Consider the following 15,006-nt stretch of genomic DNA (forward strand, 5'->3'; position numbering starts at 1 on the left):
CCACTTCGTCCGCACGCCCCCGAGAGCCGACAGCCGCCAGCCGCCACGTCGTCGGGATCCAGGGCATGTCCCTCCTGACCAACGCCCTGCGCGACCCCGACATCATGCCCCGCGAGGGCACCCGCCTCACGACCTGGCCCGACACCCTCTGATCCAAGCCTCCAGCACCGCGAAGTCGGCATCCGTCAGCCCGTACCGGTGGTCGACGCGGTGCAGCAGGGCAGGCCCCGGATGATGCGCGGCCACCCACTCCCGATCGGCGTCGGCGATCTCGTTGCGGCAGCCCGAGCCAGGGCGCCGGCCTCAGCCCTCGTACCCCCGCTCCGCGAGGATCTTCTCGATCCGCGCCCGGTGTGCCTGCTCCCACTCGTCCAGCGTCTCCGCGTCCTCCTTCGCCAGCTTGGCCCGCGCGCCCGCCAGCACCTCTGCCCGGCGACCGGCCGGTACGACGACCACGCCTTCCTCGTCCGCCACCACGACGTCGCCCGCCTCGACCCGTACACCCCCGCACGTCACCGGCTCCCCCAGCGGGGTTACGGCCGACTTGGCGCCCGGGATCGGGATGACGCCGCGGGCGAACACCGGGAAGCGGGCCTCGCGTACCTCGGTGAGGTCGCGGATCAGGCCGTCCAGGACGAAGCCGGCGACTCCGCGCCGCTGGGCCACGGCGCACACGTTGCCGCCCGCCAGCGCCCAGTCCAGGTCGCCCGACTCCACGACCACGACCGACCCGGGCTCGGCGCGGTAAATGGCGGCGTGCAGCATGAGGTTGTCGCCCGGCGGGCAACGGACGGTGAAGGCAGGGCCGGCCAGCCGTTCCGCCGGTCCCCACAGCGGGCGGATGCCGATGTCCATGACCTGTTCGCGGCCGAGGAGGTCGGCGAGCGTGGTGGTCGGCACGGCCCGGAATTCGCTGGCGTCAGTCATGGGCGCGACGCTACCGTTCCCTCCCATGACTGCCGGGTCGGCCTCGTGCCGCGAACGAGTTGGGTGCCCGGCCTCTGAGTGAGGCCGCGGCGGGCCAGGAGCCCGCCTCTTTCTCCGCACCGCCTTCGAGTCCATCGGAAAGCGCCAGAGAAAGAGAACCGAGACGAGAATGCCCAACCCCTTCAATCAGCAGGTCATCGACGAGTTCCGCACCAACCACGGCCGCGTGGGCGGCTACTTCGAGGGCGCCCGCCTGCTCCTCCTCACCACCACCGGCGCCCGCACCGGCACCCCACACCACCCCCGTCGGCTACTTCCCCGACGGCGGCGACCGCGTCCTGGTCATCGCCTCGGCCGGCGGCGCCGACAAACACCCGGACTGGTACCGGAACCTCCTCGCCCACCCCCAAGTCACCGTCGAGAGCGGCGTGTTCACCTACCAGGCACTGGCCGTCGTCCTCGACGGCGAGGAACGCGACCGAGCCTGGGCGCGCGCCGTGGAGACCGACACCGGCTGGGCGGCGTACCAGGAGAAGACGGACCGGGTGATCCCCGTGGTCGCCCTGAAGGAGATCCCTGAGCCCGGCCCCCCGAACATCAACGCCGCCTCCCCCGGCGAGGCCATCAAGGTCGTGCACGACGTCTTCCGCCGCGAACTCGCCCTGATTCGAGGGGAGATGAGCAAAGGGAGCACGAGCAGCAGCACCCTCGGCGCCCAACTCCGCGTCAACTGCCTGACCTTCTGCCAAGGCCTGCACAACCACCACACAGGGGAGGACATCGGTCTGTTCCCGCTCATCGAGAAGCAACACCCCTCCACCGCCCCGGTCCTCGCCCGCCTGCGCCAGGAGCACGAGCGGATCGCCGAGCTGGTCGCGGATCTGCGCGGGGCCGTATCAGCCGACGGGCCCGACCCGGCCGCCGCCCGCGCCGAAGTCGAGCGCCTGACGCACGAACTCGAAGCCCATCTCACGTACGAGGAGGAGTGGTTGATCCCCCTCCTCGCCCCCCTCGACACCTCCGCATGACGTGACCGCCGGGCGGCCGTAGCCACGCAAGCTAGAACGGCAACGGCCGCCCGTGCACCACTTCCAGCCGCGACACCGCCCGGGTCAGTACGACGTACAGCCGATGCAGCCCCCGCGCCTCCGCCTCCGCAATCGCCGCAGGCTCGACGGCGACGACATGGTCGTACTCAAGCCCCTTCACGAGAGTCGCCGGTACGACGGTCACCCGGGCGCCCAGCTCATCCGGCCCCGCCACCGCGATCCCGGCCGCACCGAGCGCGGCCCGCACCCCCTCCACCTCCCCGTCGACCGCCACAACCCCCACGGACCCTTCTCTCCCCAACGCGTCCCGCACGGCGTCCACGACCGCACCACCGACACCCCCCTCCGCCGCCACCCGCACCCTCAACTCCCCGTCCCTGCGCAGGGATCGCCCCGCCGGTACGTCGACGTCGAGCCGTTCCAGCAGCCGGTTGGCGAGCGTCACGACGGCCTCCGGCACCCGGAAACCGATCGTGAGCGGTACGACGGCAGCGTCCGGTTTGCCCAGGTGGCGGAGGGTCGTGTCCCAGGAGCGGGCGGCCCACGGCGTGGTCCCCTGTGCCAGGTCGCCGAGGACGGTGAGCGAACCGAAGCGCGCCCGGCGGGCGATGGCCCGGCACTCCATCGGGGAGAGGTCCTGCGCCTCGTCGACGACGAGATGGCCGTACCCGTCGGGGTGTTCGACGAGCCCGGCGACCTCGTCGAGGAGGACGAGATCGGCGGCGGACCAGCGAGCCGACTTCCACGACCGCGGCGGTTTGGCCCAGAGGAGCGCGGCCTGCTCGTCCGGATCCAGCAGCCCGTCGGCCGCCACCTCCAACACCCCACCGTCCGTGAGCAGTTGAGAGAGCACTTCCTCCGGCCGAACCCGCGGCCAGACCGCATCCACGTACTCCTTCACCGCCCGCGCCCGCGACACCTTCTGCACCCAGGCCGCCGACTGCGGCCCGGCCCGCCGTTCGGCCTGCAACTGCACGGCGCGCACGACCCGCATCCGCACCCGTTCCCGCCCGATCCCGTACGGCGGTTCCTCGGCGCGCACGTCCTCGACGATCTGCACGAGCTGTCCGGCCGGCACCCGCCACTGGTACGAACCGTCCGGCACGGCAAGGGAGTTGGACCAGTCCTTGGACACATGCGCGTACAGCGCCCGGCGCAGCACCTCCGCCATCCGGGCGTCGTGCTTGACGACCGCGGCCAGCTCGCCGTCCATCCCCCTGACCGGATGCCGCGCGATCTCGTCTTCGAGGGTCGACTGCCGTACGCCGGTCTCACCGAGGGCGGGAAGCACCTGGGAGATGTAGGAGAGGAAGGTGCGGTTGGGCCCGAGGATGAGGAGTCCGCTGCGCCGGATGCGCTGCGGGTGGGTGTAGAGGAGGTAGGCGGCCCGGTGCAGTCCGACCGCCGTCTTCCCGGTCCCCGGCGCGCCCTGCACGCACACCGACTGCGCCAGATCCCCTCGTACCAGATCGTCCTGCTCGGGCTGGATGGTCGCCGCGATGTCACGCATCGGGCCCACCCTGGGCCGCTCGATCTCCCGCGCGACGATGTCGCTGACCTGCGACTCCCCGCGGCCGAGATGCTCGTCCTCCAGCCCGGTCAGGTCGGCGGAGTCGCCCCGACTACCGGCCGCCCAGCCGAAACGCCGACGCACCGCCACGCCCTGCGGATCATGGGCGCCGGCCTGGTAGAAGGCGCGGGAGACGGGAGCGCGCCAGTCGACGACGAGCGGCGGGGCAGCGGGCTGCTCGCTGATCCGCAACCGCCCGACGTGATAGCTCTGCCCGCCGTGCTCACCGTCGCCCTGGGTGAAGTCCAGACGCCCGAAGAACAACGGCCCTTCCGGCAGCTCCCGCATCTCCTTCGCCTTGCTGCGCAGCTGGTAGCCGAGGACTTCGGCATCGGCCCCGGAGGCGGCGACGTCCTCACCGGTGACGACGTGTTCCTGGGCTCCGTCGACCATGGCGGCGAGGGCGGTGCGGCAACGGTCGTGGTGGGTGCGTTCTCGGCGGAGGGACTCTTCGAGATCTTCGAGGGCAGGTTCGACCGACGTCATGGGGAGGAGGGTACCCGAAAGGCATAACCGAGTTAAATAATTTACCGAGTATCGGGAGGGGATTACGGGGGGTCGTGGCTAGGCGAGATGCGACAGCCCGAGCGCCAGCCGCTCGAAGGCCCGCTCGGCAGCGGCCATCGCCTCCCCCCGCACATCCGCCACCCGCTCCCCCGCCGCGATCCGCCGCCAGTTGTCCATCGCGAGGATCCGTCGTACGGCGGTGATCTGGCCGGCGGCGAGCCGCGCGTCGAGATCACCGCCGAGGGCCTCGGCGAGTGCGGCCTCGGAACGTTCGGCGAAGGTGTGGGCGCGGGCGACGAGGGAGGGCGTGCCGTAGAGGAGTCCGTGGAAGGCGAGCACGTCCGGATGGTCATTGAGCCCGGTGACGGGATCGCCCCGCTCCAGCCCGTCGAGGAAGTGCCGGCGCAGGGCGGCGAGCGGCGTCGGCCCCTCGGCCACCACCCTCGCCGCCTCCGTCTCGTGGTCGGCGATGCGGTGGAGGACGAGGTCCTCCTTGGCCGGGAAGTACCGGAAGAGGGTCGGCTTGGAGATCTCGGCCGCGGCGGCGATCTCGGCGACCGACACCGCATCGAACCCCTTCTCCAGGAACAGCCGGACGGCGATGTCGGAGACGTCCCTGTACATCCGCTGCCGCTTGCGCTCCCGCAGCCCGATCCCGGCCGACTCTGTCTCACCCATACGGCGAGCGTAACCACTCGCCCTTGACCTCAACTCTGCTTGAGGTCGAAGACTGCGGGGGAGCTGGCGACTACCACTGGGGGTTTGTGATGCGGGCAGCACAGGTGACGGAGTTCGGCGGACCGGAGGTACTGGTACCGGTGGAACTCCCGGACCCGGTGCCGGGGCGGGGCGAGGTGCTGATCGAGGTCGCGTACGCGGACACGATCTTCGTGGAGACGCAGGTGCGGGCGGGGTGGGGGCGGGACTACTTCCCGGTGACGCCGCCGTATGTGCCGGGAGGCGGGGTCTCGGGGACGGTCGGCGCGATCGGCCCTGAGGTGCCGGAGTCGTGGCTCGGGCGCCGGGTGGTGTCCTTCGTCCAGGGCAGCTATGCGTCGCGGGCCGTGGCGGCGGTCTCGTCCCTGACGGCCGTACCGGAGGGGCTGGACCTGTTGACGGCGGCGGCACTGGTGCATGACGGGGTGACAGCGGCGGGGCTGCTCGAACTGACGGGGGTGTCGGCCGGGGATCGGGTGCTGATTGTGGGGGCGTCCGGGGGTATGGGCACGCTACTGGTCCAATTGGCCCGGTCGCGGGGAGCGCGGGTGGTGGGGGCGGCTCGGGGTGCGGAGAAGCTTGCGCTGGTACGGGAGTTGGGGGCGTCGGTGGCGGTGGATGTCACGGGGGTGGATTGGCCGGAGCGGGCTCGGGAGGCGCTCGGGGGTGCGGCCGACGTGGTTCTGGACGGGGTGGGCGGCCAATTGGGCGGGGTGGCTCTGGGGTTGACTGCGGACGGGGGGCGGTTCTCGGCACATGGGGCGCCGTCAGGGGGCTTTGCCTTGGTCGACGGGGAGGCGGCGTCCGAACGCGGGATCAAGATGTTCGGGATCGGGGATGTGCAGTTCGGGGCGGCGGAGGTCGGTCGGCTGGCCTCGTATGCGCTGGGGGAGGCGGCTGGGGGGCGGTTGCGGGCGGTGGTCGGGGAGGTGTTTCCGGTGGAGCGGGCGGGGGAGGCACATCGGGCTGTGGAGGGGCGGGGGGTGGTGGGGAAGGTGGTGCTGGAGGCATGAGCCAGCTTCAGGTCGCGGCGCCGCTGCGATGCCAAGGTGGGGTCGCGGCCAAACCCCACAGGTCGTCGAAGTGCTTGTTCCAAGTGGCTACGGCGACCCTGGCGTCATCGTCGTCTTTGCGGGACCAGACGTTTAGGTCGGTGCGGTAGCCCTTGGGGTCGTAGTACTCGGGTTCCGTGCTGAATCCCATAGTGCGGGCGACCACGTCGTACAGTCCGTGCAGGACCAGTTCGCGGTTGAAGATGCAGATCTTGTCGCGCGGTATACCGGGATAGAAGCGGTACTCGCAGACGGCGGTCACCCGGCCCAGCATGGTGAGGCGCTCGGCGATCGCCGACAGCGCGCGGTCGTACTCCTGGCACTTGAGCTCCAGGCGCTTGCGGAACTCGGCATCGTCCTCGGGCACACCGTTCTCGCCCACCTTGGACGGGACGATCATGGGCTGCCGGAAGTCGGGGACCAGGAACCTTATGGTGACCTTCCTGGTCGGACCTGGGTCGTCGAAGAACCCTTCGAGATGGTGGTGGAGCGCGTGATAAAGCGTTTCGCCCGTGTAGCCGAGAAAGCCGATCTCCACGTTCTGGGCTTCGAACGCCTCGGTGACGAAGCTGCCGAGCTCCCGTGATTTCACCTGAGTCCGCGACGGTGCCCGGAGAGAGGAAGCCACGTCCTTCAGGGTGTCGTACAGCACGTAGGCCACCAGGCTGAGCAGCGCGCCACCGAGGAAGGCCTTGCCCTCCAGTGCGTCACCGATCGGCTTCACTAACTGGGCGGCCAGGCCCGTGACGAACATGCCGAGCAGCAACAGACGCGTGGCGGCGGGTTCGTAGCGCGCCTGTAAACGCTTGAGCCGCTCGCCTATGCCTTCCTCAGGAAACCTGGTCCCAACTCCGGACATACGCAGTCCCCTCCCCCGACGAACCTCCATGGTCTCCATGAGGCAGCGCGCGGGCAAGATAGGGGTTCACTGTGGATCTGGACGGCAGTCCCAGGTTCGCGGTGGCCTCCGTCAGGGTCATGGCGTACCGCTCCACGGCCCGGTGGACGTTGGGAGCTTCGAGGCTGTCGCCAGTCACCATGCGGTCGAGGTCCACATAGGCCGAGCGGACTGTCTCGATCCAGCGGTACACCCGCCAGTCCTGCTCCCAGCCCTTCGTACAGTCCTCCGGCAGGAGAGTGGACCAGCGGATGAACAGACGCCCGCGGATGTCCGGCAGCGTCGGTGTCAGGTGCATGTGGCGGACCAAGTCGTAGAGCGGATCCCCCACCATCGCCATCTCCCAGTCGATGAGGGTCAGCCCGGTGCCATCCTCACGGCGCACCATGTTCCAAGGGTTGAGGTCGCCGTGGAGCAGGACGGGCCGGCGTGGTGCCACCAAGTGCCGCCGAAGGATCTCGCCGAGCCGGACTGCACTCGGCAGGCCAAGCTCACGGGCCAGCGCAGAGGTCTGCTTGGGAAGTTCGGCGACCATGCGGATCAGTTCGTCGCACAGGAGGGGATAGAGTTCCGTGTCCGAATACAGACCGAACTGCTCACAGTCGATGTCGGTCAACTCGCAGAGCTGGTTGACGAGATCGTCCGCCTCATGCGGCAGCAGGCCGTCGGCCGGGTGCTCCGGGTGCCGGATCTGCCCTTTTGGCCCCTCGTAGGAGTGGATGGTGAACTCGTCTCCGAGCTCACTGGTGCCCAGCGCCAGCACCCTGGGCGCACGCACATTGACGCGTGACACTTCGATCGCCGTAAGCACCGCGTGTTCATTGAGGAACCGCCGCTCCAATGGACTGCCGGAGCCCACCTTTCGGCGCACCATGACCGGTTTTGGGTACCTACTCACCGTCACGGCAGTGCTCAGGTGCGCCGTGCCCTTGAACACTCGGTCGGCCGAGGCCGCACCCTCCTCGAACAGGGCCTCCTGGACGGCTGACGAGGGGAACAGACGATGCTGCGGCAGCCTTTCGTCACGGATCCAGGAGATCGACGACACCGTCCGCTCGCGGCTGTGCCGCTTGCCGTGGGAAACGTTCCAGCGGAAGAGAATGCGTTCGATAGCCTTCTCGTCCGGCACGCTCTTGAGCCGTAGAGGCTCCTCGGCGGCAAGCAGCGCCCCGTGCACCGCATGGGTCGCCTCGTCCAGGTCCCGCTGATCGTACGAGTCGCCAAGAGAGGTCGCGGCCCGCATCACGTCGGGATAGACAGACTGAGCGTGTTCGAAGGCCACATAGTGCTTCAAGTCTCGGTCGAGACCGTTGACCGCTTTGAGGCGCCGCTTCCCCATGCTGTCGCGCCACGCCTCTACCACCTCCCACCACTGGTAGTCGGGGTACTGCATGCGCACCAGATGGGTGGCGAGATCGTGCAGCGGGTCGCCGTAACTCGCGAGCTCCCAGTCGACACAGATCAACGGTGGATCGCCGTCGAACGACACGATCACGTTGTCACGGTGCAGGTCCGTGTGGAGCAGGCTGAAGGGGCGGCTGATCATCGAGGGCACCCGCTCGGCGAATCGCACCATCGCGTCCTCGGGAATGCCCAGCATGGCGAAGAGGCCGCCGAATCTGCCCCAGTTGCGCTGCCTGATCTGTTCCTCGGCCGCATAGGCAAGGGCACGCAGGAAGGCGCGGCTGTCACGGCTGGACCGGGGCCAGGACTGCGGCAGCGGTGGCAGATCCTTTCTGCCCACCTGTGTCATGTCGCCCAGCAGCCCAACGAGGCCGTAGAGGAGATGGGAGTCCACCGGCTTGCCGTTGGGGCAGATGCTGGACAGCGGCACGCCCTCGACATAGCTCAGGATGGTCTCGTCTCGGCTCTGAACCAGGCATTGCGGCACGTGCGGCAGGAAACGGCGGACGGCTGCAAGGATCTCCGCCTCGTCCTGCCAGGTCCTGATGACCACGGGCAGCGACGTGCGGATGCGCTCTCGCACCGTGACCAGTTCCCTGTCCGCGCAACCGATGGCCCGCCGCTGATCCTCCGTCAGCGGCCGCACCATGTAGTTGAGATTGTGGTGCCCCCGGCCGAACTCCCCCAGCGCCCTGGCGTAGCGAACGAAATCGTCGTACGCCGACGGCACGGCTCCGGGCAATGCTGGACCACCCAAGGGGCACTCCTGAATAGTTATGCAATCGCGCTAAAGTTCATACACTGAGGTGAATGGACACAGACTAGTGGCTTGAATACTCGCGCGAGGCCGTCGTCACCAAATAGTGGCGCACTTGAGCAGGTCGTGGTCGGCTGGTTTCAATGCGTGGCGTCGAGGAGTCCCCACCAGGAGTCGTACCAAGCCTGCCAGCTCTCCATGAACACAGTTCCGGTGGAGTTGGGGTCGCCCGCGTCATTGACGTGCCGGGTGAGGGTCGAGCCCAGACCCAGGACGTCCAGGGCGTCTATCTCCGTGTCGTCCTCCAGCAGGACCGAGCGCTCGACCACCTGGTAGGGACCGAAAAGCGCCTCGACGTCCCGCAACATGTAGAGCTTGAAGGGCGGGGCCAGGGGTACCTTCCTGACCTCCACCTCGACAGACGGCACCAGCCCCTCCGTCTCCAGGTCCCGCAGCGCGGCGCGCAGTGAAGACGTGTGCCGTCGGGTGATGTCACGCAGCCGGTCCTGGAGCCGGCGGTCGATCTCCGCCGCATCGGCCTGGCTCGCGGCCGACCTGTTGGCCCTTGGATACGGCAGGTCGACCGAGTCGGCGGGCAGCAGCATCCGTAGTTCGATGCGTTCGGGACTGATCTCCCCAAGGCGGATGCGCTCCGCCTGGAGCCGGATATGCGCGTCGAGACTCTCCGAGGTGAGCGTGAACACATCGATGCGCACTGATGGTTGAGCGAAGGCGCGCGCGATGAAAGGTCCGAGCGCGGCGCGCAGAAGCGGCGCCGAAGGCAGCTTGATCAGCGAATGTATCGGCGGCTCCACAACCCATGTGCCGCTGCCCTGGCGGGACTCGACCCACCCTTCACTCTTCAGCTCGGCAAGCACCCGCTGCACCGTCTCACGGGACAGGCCGAACTCGTCCGCGAGTGCCCGCTGCGTGGGCAGATGCGAACCCACCCCGTACTCCCCATCAGCGATCCGAGCACGCAACGTCTCCAGAAGGAGCGATCCCTTCCCTACGCCCTCACCACGTTCCGCGCTCACATCGCGACCGTACCTCTCCCGCGCCAACAACAAACCAATTCAAGTCACATTGGTCTGACTGTTAAGGGATCAAGCAGTCCGGGCACAACCAATCCAAGGCAATCAGTCCAATTGGACCGGAAGTTGATCGGTCTTCGGAAGTGGACAGGGGTGGGGTCCCATGCTGGTCATCCAATTGGTGGGTTCGGTCTTGGCATTGACACTGAATCAGCTGATCCAGACGCGCTACGGGATGGCGGCCGTGCTGGGCCTCATCCTCATCGGCGTCGGGGTCGAAGCCCGCAGCGCGAGGTGTGCCGGTGCCGGCGCCGCACTCTTAATGCTGGCCGTGGCGGCGCCTCAGGCCTGATCCCGCAGTACCCGCAACACCGGCAACAGCGACCCGACGACATCCTTGGCGCCCGCGTCCCTCAGCTGCTTCGCCTTGTACTCGTTACGCGCGTAGCCCAGGAACGGAACGCCGGCCTCCTGCGCGGCCCTGAAGTCCGTAGGGGCATCGCCGATCATCAGGGCCGTCGACGGGGCGGCGCCCATCGCGTTCAGGGCGCGGTTGAGGGTGTGCGGGTCGGGCTTCAGGAGGTCGAGTTCGTTGGTTCGGCCGTACACGTGGGGGGTGAAGCAGTCGGTGAGACCCCGCTGGTACAGGTAACCCGCCACCGTGCGCGGGGAGTTGTTCGTGGCCACGGCAAGCCGGCTGCCCACCGCCGACCACGTGCGTATCAGCGGATCCGCGTACGCCGTCGGCATCGCGGACGTGACCGCCTTGAGCTCCTGCTGGGTGAGTCTCTCCTCCAGCTCGGCCACCAGATCGCTGTTCGGGTGGCGGCGGTTGACCGCGTAGAGGACCACCATGGGGTCGGGATGACCCCGTTCCTCCTCGGTGAGCAGCCCGCGCAGCCCCTGTCGGGCCAGCCAGTCGACCAGTTCCTTCGCCACCTCCTCCGCCGTGTGTCCGGCGAACAGGCGGCAGATGGGACCGTCGAAGTCGAACAGCACGAAGCGGGCGTCGGTGATCAGTTCTCGCAGGTTCTCTGTCTCTGCTGTCACCGGATCAGTCTGCGTCGTATCACTAGTCACTAGGAGAGTGTCAGGTCCGTCGTGATGGTTTCCCAGAGGGCGTCGAACCACTTCTGGGATTGCTCGACGAAGGCGGCGTCCCGTTGACCGGCCCGTTGCTCGAATGAGAAGAGGAGCGACTTGCCGCCCAGGGCGTCGTACATCTCCAGGGTCTCGCTGTCCCACTCCTCCTCGCGCTCGGTGATCACGTAGTAGGCGATGAGCGCCTCCGTGCCGTTGAGCAGGTACAGCTTGATGGGCGGGGTGAACGGCAGGGCGCGGAACGTGACCCGGACGTCAATGCCATGTGTCGCCCGCAACGCCTGGAGATTGTGCTTCAGCACCTGCCCCTGAGCATTCCGTTGGGCCAGCCACCGCTGATGGACCGGGTCGTCCTCGCTGCGGCCCTCGATCGGGACCGGGAAAGCGAGCGTGATCTCCCGCGACGGCAGCAGGATGCGGACGTCGATCGACTCCGGGCGTATTTCGCCCGCGTGGATACGGCGCAGGGGCTCGCCCAGCGCCAGCATCAGCGTCTCCGCAGTCAGGCACGCCGCGTCCACGTGGACGTGTGGGGCCGAGAAGGCCTCCGCCAGGCGGGGGGCCAGCGCCACCATCGTCGGCTGTGGTTCGCCCGAGACCGGGGCCGGCTGGGCGATCCGCGGGGGGCTGCCCTTGCTCACGTTGGTCAGCAGGCCGTCGTCCTGGAGGGCGCGCAGGGCCTGGCGGACCGTGCCGCGCTCCACGCCGAACTCGTCGGCGAGTTCGGCCTGGGTGGGCAGCCGGTCGCCCGCCTTGAGGTCGCCGGCGCGGATGCGTTCCCGCAGGATGTCGGCGATCTCCTGGGGCGAGAGCCTTCTGCTGCCGTTCACTGCCACGTTCTCCTGGGTCACGACCAAACGCTACAACTCGGATCCATCTACGGGGAGTTGTTTGTGACTTGTTTATGAGGTGGTACCAAGTGGGGATAACTTAGACGAAGTTGGTTGCCAACTTAGCCTACTTGGCGGAAGTTTTGCTTCCTCGGTTCCAACTGACTCCAACCCGCACCGCCCCGCTGCACCGCCCCGCACCACCGCACCACCGCACCGTCCCGCCCGCGAAGCCCGAAGGGGGAACCACCGTGCCTGTCCTCGCCCTCCTCTCCGCCGTCTTCGTCGTCGGCATCGAGCAGTCCATCCAGGTGAAGTACGGCGTCACCGGCATCATCGGGCTGCTGCTGCTCACCGTAGGCCTCAAGGCGAAGAACCCCACACTCAGCTCCATGGGAGCCGTCGTGCTCGCCCTGCTGGTCGCCGGACCGGCTCTAGGAGCATGAACACGCAGTTCGGCAACACCGTGGGAGACGATCAGTCCGCGAGCACCAGCTCCGAACTGATCGTCTCCCACAGCGCGTTGAACCACAGATGCGACTGCTCGACGAAGGTGGTGTCGCGCAGGTCGGCCCCCTGCTCGAAGGCGAACAGCATCGACTGCGTGCCCTCGGCGTCGTACATCTGCAGCTGCTCGTCGTCGACCTCCTCCTCACGGCGGGTGAGGGTGTAGTACGCGAAGAGCGCCTCCGCGCCGTTGAGCAGGTAGAGCTTCACCGGCGGGGTGAACGGCAGGGCGCGGAAGGTGACTTGGACGTCGATGCCGTGGGTCGCGCGCAGCGCCAGCAGGTTGTGCTTGAGCACCCGGCCCTGCGCGTTGCGGTTGGTCAGCCAGCGGCGCTGCAGCCGGCCGTCGACGGCCGGGTCCACCGGCGTCGGGAAGGCCAGGTCGATGTCGTCGCTCGGCAACAGGATCCGGACGTCGACCTTGGCCGGTTTCAGTCGCCCGGCGTGGATCTGACGCAACGGCACGCCCAACGCGAGGTTGAGGGAGATCGAGGTCAGGCAGAGGGCATCTATCTCGACGTGAGTGTCGGCGAAGGCCGCCTCTATGCGCGGGGCCAGCGCCACCATCGTCGGCAGCGGTGGGGCCGCGGGGCCGGTGAGTGCCCTGGTCAGGCCCAGGTCGGCGGCGACGGTGGCGGGCGCGCCCTTGGACACGTTGGTCAGCAGGTGCTCCGACTGGAGGATGCGCAGCGCCTGGCGTACGGCGCCGCGCTCGACGCCGAACTCCACGGCCAGCCTGGCCTGCGTGGGCATGCGCTGTCCCGGCCGGAGCGTGCCCGACCTGATGCGCGCGCGCAGCTCGTCGGCCACCTCTTCATGTGACTTCTGTGGCCGCTGTGACCTCGTCCGTCCATTGACGGAGGCGTGTTTCGGGTCCACGACCAAACACTACAACTTCCCGCCATCTTTGGGCAGTTCCAGGGAAGGTGGTTATAAGACGCTTCCAAGCGGAGATAAGTAGAGATGAGTTGGTCGCCAACTTGAGCAACATGGTCAAACTTGGAGGGATCAAAATGCCACCTGTCGCCTCCGTCACCGCCCTCGTGATCGCCTGTGTCGTGTTCTCCATCGGTCTCAAGGCCAAGAACGGCCTGATCAGCGGCGCGGGAGCACTCATTCTCGTCATGTTGCTCGCCCAGGCGGGCTGACGCCCAGTCCGGCTGATCGGGCTCCCTTCCGGAGGGGAGCCGGGAGCCCGGTCAGTCTGCACAGCCACAACTGAACATCGACAACCGAAGAGCTCCGACAGCACGGCCACAACTCAACAGCACAGTCACAACTGAACAGCACACCTACAACTGAACAGCACAGCTACGGATGAGCAGCCAACCGTCCCCGGGAGAAAGGAACTTCAGAACATGTCCGGGCACCAAGGCCGCCTGGACGTACGCAGCAGGGCGTCGGCCAGTCGGCCGGCGCCCGCTTGTTCTTCCCTGACCCGGCCCAGCGCCGCCAGTCGTACGGCGGACTCGTCGCCCAGCCACAGCCGTGCCAACTCCGCCACGTCCAGCGTGAGTTCGGCGCTCTCGCGGGTCGGCGTGCAGGACGCGCCCTGCGCCGACGCCTCCAGCCGGTAGCGGCCGCCCGTGAAGCCGGCCGCGTCGGTTACCTCCAGGACCAGGGCGCCGGTCCCCTCGTACGAACGCGCCTCCAGAGCCCGTACGACATCGAGGATCCGCACCCACAGCCAGTCCGCCTGGGTGGTGATCCTGGCCGCCCTCGGGTCCGGCAGGAAGTGCGGGAGGAGGTCGTCGGGGGCGCGGGGGCCGGTCTTGACCTGGGTGACCCAGTCGATGGAGCAGAGGTAGCGCCACAGGGCGTGCTCGGCGGCCGGGGTGGTCGCGAACAGGTCCCGTACGGTCGCCGTGTCCAGCGGCTGCTTGGCGTCGCCCCAGGTGTCGTCCACCTCGTACACGGCGAGCCCCTCGACCGTGCCGTCCGCCGCGCGGTACACGGCGTAGAACGGCTCGGTCCACTTCGCGTCGATGCGCAGGGCGCCGGTGTCGTGCTGCCAGCGCCACTCGGTGCGGCTGACGGCGCCGGGGGTGGCACGGCGGAACCGGTCGTGCAGTTCGGGGCCGAGCTTGCGTACGTCGTCGCCGTCCACCAGGTCGATCCGGGCCCCGCCCTCCGGGCCGGACCAGCGGCCGTCGAGGCCGGCCCGCGGGACGTCGACCGTCCACTCGGCCGTGGAGGTGGCGACGCCGAAGCCGTAACGCCCGTAGATCGGGTACTCGGCCGCGTTCAGCGTGGCCACCACGTCACCGCGCTCCCTCGCCGCCGCCAGGTCCTGGCCCATCATGCGGGTGAGCAGGCCGCGGCGGCGGTGGGTGGCGGTGACGGTGACGCCGGAGACAGCATTGGCGGGGACCGGGGTCCCGCCGGGCGCGGTGACCTCCTGGGCGAAGGAGCGGTACGTCGCCACACAGCGGTCCCCGTCGAAGGCGCCGATGAAGCGCCCCTCCTCGAACTGCCCCCGCCGACCGTCGAGTTCGGCCTGCGGCACGACCGGCTCCCGCAGGAACCCGACCTTGATGGCACGCAGCCACTCGGGGAATTCGGCCTCGGTGATCGGACGGACGTCGATGTCGTCGGCGGCTCGGCTCATGGGATCACGGTAGGCGGCGGGCGGTGGGGTGTCGCGCCGTTTTCT

At 68.4% G+C, this 15,006-nt stretch carries 14 protein-coding genes and 1 pseudogene; 5 read left to right on the top strand and 10 right to left on the bottom strand.

Annotation, left to right across the window (positions count from 1 at the left end; translation table 11 throughout):
* Positions 1-303: 303 nt before the first annotated feature.
* Positions 304-927 carry an RraA family protein gene (locus ACQEWB_RS22665; protein WP_432833820.1) on the bottom strand — a complete coding sequence of 208 codons (624 nt, stop codon included), beginning with the start codon at positions 925-927 and terminating at the stop codon, positions 304-306.
* 169 nt (positions 928-1,096) lie between these two features.
* On the opposite strand from ACQEWB_RS22665, the pseudogene ACQEWB_RS22670 reads away from it, so the two are divergent.
* Positions 1,097-1,955: pseudogene (locus ACQEWB_RS22670) on the top strand (nitroreductase/quinone reductase family protein).
* A 31-nt stretch (positions 1,956-1,986) separates the two neighbouring features.
* Here the strand turns inward: ACQEWB_RS22670 and ACQEWB_RS22675 are convergent.
* Complete coding sequence (locus tag ACQEWB_RS22675) at positions 1,987-4,032, bottom strand: HelD family protein (RefSeq protein ID WP_432833823.1); 2,046 nt, start codon at positions 4,030-4,032, stop codon at positions 1,987-1,989.
* 78 nt (positions 4,033-4,110) lie between these two features.
* Positions 4,111-4,731, bottom strand: a complete 621-nt coding sequence (locus tag ACQEWB_RS22680) for a TetR family transcriptional regulator (RefSeq protein ID WP_432833825.1) — start codon at positions 4,729-4,731, stop codon at positions 4,111-4,113.
* 89 nt (positions 4,732-4,820) lie between these two features.
* On the opposite strand from ACQEWB_RS22680, the gene ACQEWB_RS22685 reads away from it, so the two are divergent.
* A complete protein-coding gene (locus tag ACQEWB_RS22685; RefSeq protein ID WP_432833827.1) occupies positions 4,821-5,783 on the top strand; it encodes a zinc-binding dehydrogenase in 963 nt (320 codons plus the stop codon).
* 7 nt (positions 5,784-5,790) lie between these two features.
* Here the strand turns inward: ACQEWB_RS22685 and ACQEWB_RS22690 are convergent, their stop codons facing one another.
* The 3 genes from ACQEWB_RS22690 to ACQEWB_RS22700 all read right to left on the bottom strand — a co-directional run bounded on the left by ACQEWB_RS22690 (position 5,791) and on the right by ACQEWB_RS22700 (position 9,918).
* The gene (locus tag ACQEWB_RS22690; protein ID WP_432833829.1) at positions 5,791-6,681 is read right to left on the bottom strand and encodes a hypothetical protein; all 891 of its coding nucleotides are present in this window, start codon (positions 6,679-6,681) and stop codon (positions 5,791-5,793) included.
* Positions 6,653-8,773, bottom strand: coding sequence for a phosphotransferase (locus tag ACQEWB_RS22695; RefSeq protein WP_432843951.1), 2,121 nt, complete (start codon positions 8,771-8,773; stop codon positions 6,653-6,655). The genes ACQEWB_RS22690 and ACQEWB_RS22695 overlap by 29 nt, the downstream gene beginning before the upstream one ends.
* Positions 8,774-9,021: 248 nt before the next feature.
* Positions 9,022-9,918, bottom strand: coding sequence for a GntR family transcriptional regulator (locus ACQEWB_RS22700; protein WP_432833831.1), 897 nt, complete (start codon positions 9,916-9,918; stop codon positions 9,022-9,024).
* A gap of 160 nt (positions 9,919-10,078) precedes the next feature.
* On the opposite strand from ACQEWB_RS22700, the gene ACQEWB_RS22705 reads away from it, so the two are divergent.
* Complete coding sequence (locus ACQEWB_RS22705) at positions 10,079-10,267, top strand: hypothetical protein (RefSeq protein ID WP_432833833.1); 189 nt, start codon at positions 10,079-10,081, stop codon at positions 10,265-10,267.
* On the opposite strand, the gene ACQEWB_RS22710 is transcribed toward ACQEWB_RS22705, so the two are convergent.
* Together ACQEWB_RS22710 and ACQEWB_RS22715 are read right to left on the bottom strand one after the other, a co-directional pair.
* Entirely contained in the window at positions 10,258-10,995 is a 738-nt protein-coding gene (locus tag ACQEWB_RS22710; RefSeq protein WP_432833835.1) for an HAD family hydrolase, read from the bottom strand. The two genes, ACQEWB_RS22705 and ACQEWB_RS22710, sit on opposite strands and share 10 nt — an antisense overlap.
* Positions 10,995-11,873 carry a GntR family transcriptional regulator gene (locus tag ACQEWB_RS22715; protein ID WP_432833838.1) on the bottom strand — a complete coding sequence of 293 codons (879 nt, stop codon included), beginning with the start codon at positions 11,871-11,873 and terminating at the stop codon, positions 10,995-10,997. The genes ACQEWB_RS22710 and ACQEWB_RS22715 overlap by 1 nt, the downstream gene beginning before the upstream one ends.
* 224 nt (positions 11,874-12,097) lie before the next feature.
* Here ACQEWB_RS22715 and ACQEWB_RS22720 point away from each other — a divergent pair, with 224 nt between their 5' ends.
* Positions 12,098-12,292, top strand: coding sequence for a hypothetical protein (locus tag ACQEWB_RS22720; RefSeq protein WP_432833840.1), 195 nt, complete (start codon positions 12,098-12,100; stop codon positions 12,290-12,292).
* 31 nt (positions 12,293-12,323) lie between these two features.
* On the opposite strand, the gene ACQEWB_RS22725 is transcribed toward ACQEWB_RS22720, so the two are convergent.
* On the bottom strand, positions 12,324-13,238 hold the full coding sequence (locus ACQEWB_RS22725) for a winged helix-turn-helix domain-containing protein (RefSeq protein WP_432833842.1): 915 nt from the start codon (positions 13,236-13,238) through the stop codon (positions 12,324-12,326).
* A 128-nt stretch (positions 13,239-13,366) separates the two neighbouring features.
* Here ACQEWB_RS22725 and ACQEWB_RS22730 point away from each other — a divergent pair, with 128 nt between their 5' ends.
* On the top strand, positions 13,367-13,501 hold the full coding sequence (locus tag ACQEWB_RS22730) for a hypothetical protein (protein ID WP_432833844.1): 135 nt from the start codon (positions 13,367-13,369) through the stop codon (positions 13,499-13,501).
* 203 nt (positions 13,502-13,704) lie between these two features.
* On the opposite strand, the gene ACQEWB_RS22735 is transcribed toward ACQEWB_RS22730, so the two are convergent.
* Complete coding sequence (locus tag ACQEWB_RS22735) at positions 13,705-14,961, bottom strand: GNAT family N-acetyltransferase (RefSeq protein WP_432833846.1); 1,257 nt, start codon at positions 14,959-14,961, stop codon at positions 13,705-13,707.
* Positions 14,962-15,006 lie beyond the last annotated feature (45 nt).

This window comes from Streptomyces sp. CA-249302, assembly GCF_050936785.1.
GTDB lineage: Bacteria > Actinomycetota > Actinomycetes > Streptomycetales > Streptomycetaceae > Streptomyces.

Excerpts from the sequence above, each read along its gene's own strand:
- ACQEWB_RS22685 (WP_432833827.1), top strand. The coding sequence starts at position 4,821 with ATGCGGGCAGCACAGGTGACGGAGTTCGGCGGACCGGAGGTACTGGTA.
- ACQEWB_RS22730 (WP_432833844.1), top strand. The coding sequence starts at position 13,367 with ATGCCACCTGTCGCCTCCGTCACCGCCCTCGTGATCGCCTGTGTCGTG.
- ACQEWB_RS22735 (WP_432833846.1), bottom strand. The coding sequence starts at position 14,961 with ATGAGCCGAGCCGCCGACGACATCGACGTCCGTCCGATCACCGAGGCC.
- ACQEWB_RS22680 (WP_432833825.1), bottom strand. The coding sequence starts at position 4,731 with ATGGGTGAGACAGAGTCGGCCGGGATCGGGCTGCGGGAGCGCAAGCGG.
- ACQEWB_RS22675 (WP_432833823.1), bottom strand. The coding sequence starts at position 4,032 with ATGACGTCGGTCGAACCTGCCCTCGAAGATCTCGAAGAGTCCCTCCGC.
- ACQEWB_RS22690 (WP_432833829.1), bottom strand. The coding sequence starts at position 6,681 with ATGTCCGGAGTTGGGACCAGGTTTCCTGAGGAAGGCATAGGCGAGCGG.
- ACQEWB_RS22695 (WP_432843951.1), bottom strand. The coding sequence starts at position 8,773 with ATGGTGCGGCCGCTGACGGAGGATCAGCGGCGGGCCATCGGTTGCGCG.
- ACQEWB_RS22665 (WP_432833820.1), bottom strand. The coding sequence starts at position 927 with ATGACTGACGCCAGCGAATTCCGGGCCGTGCCGACCACCACGCTCGCC.
- ACQEWB_RS22705 (WP_432833833.1), top strand. The coding sequence starts at position 10,079 with ATGCTGGTCATCCAATTGGTGGGTTCGGTCTTGGCATTGACACTGAAT.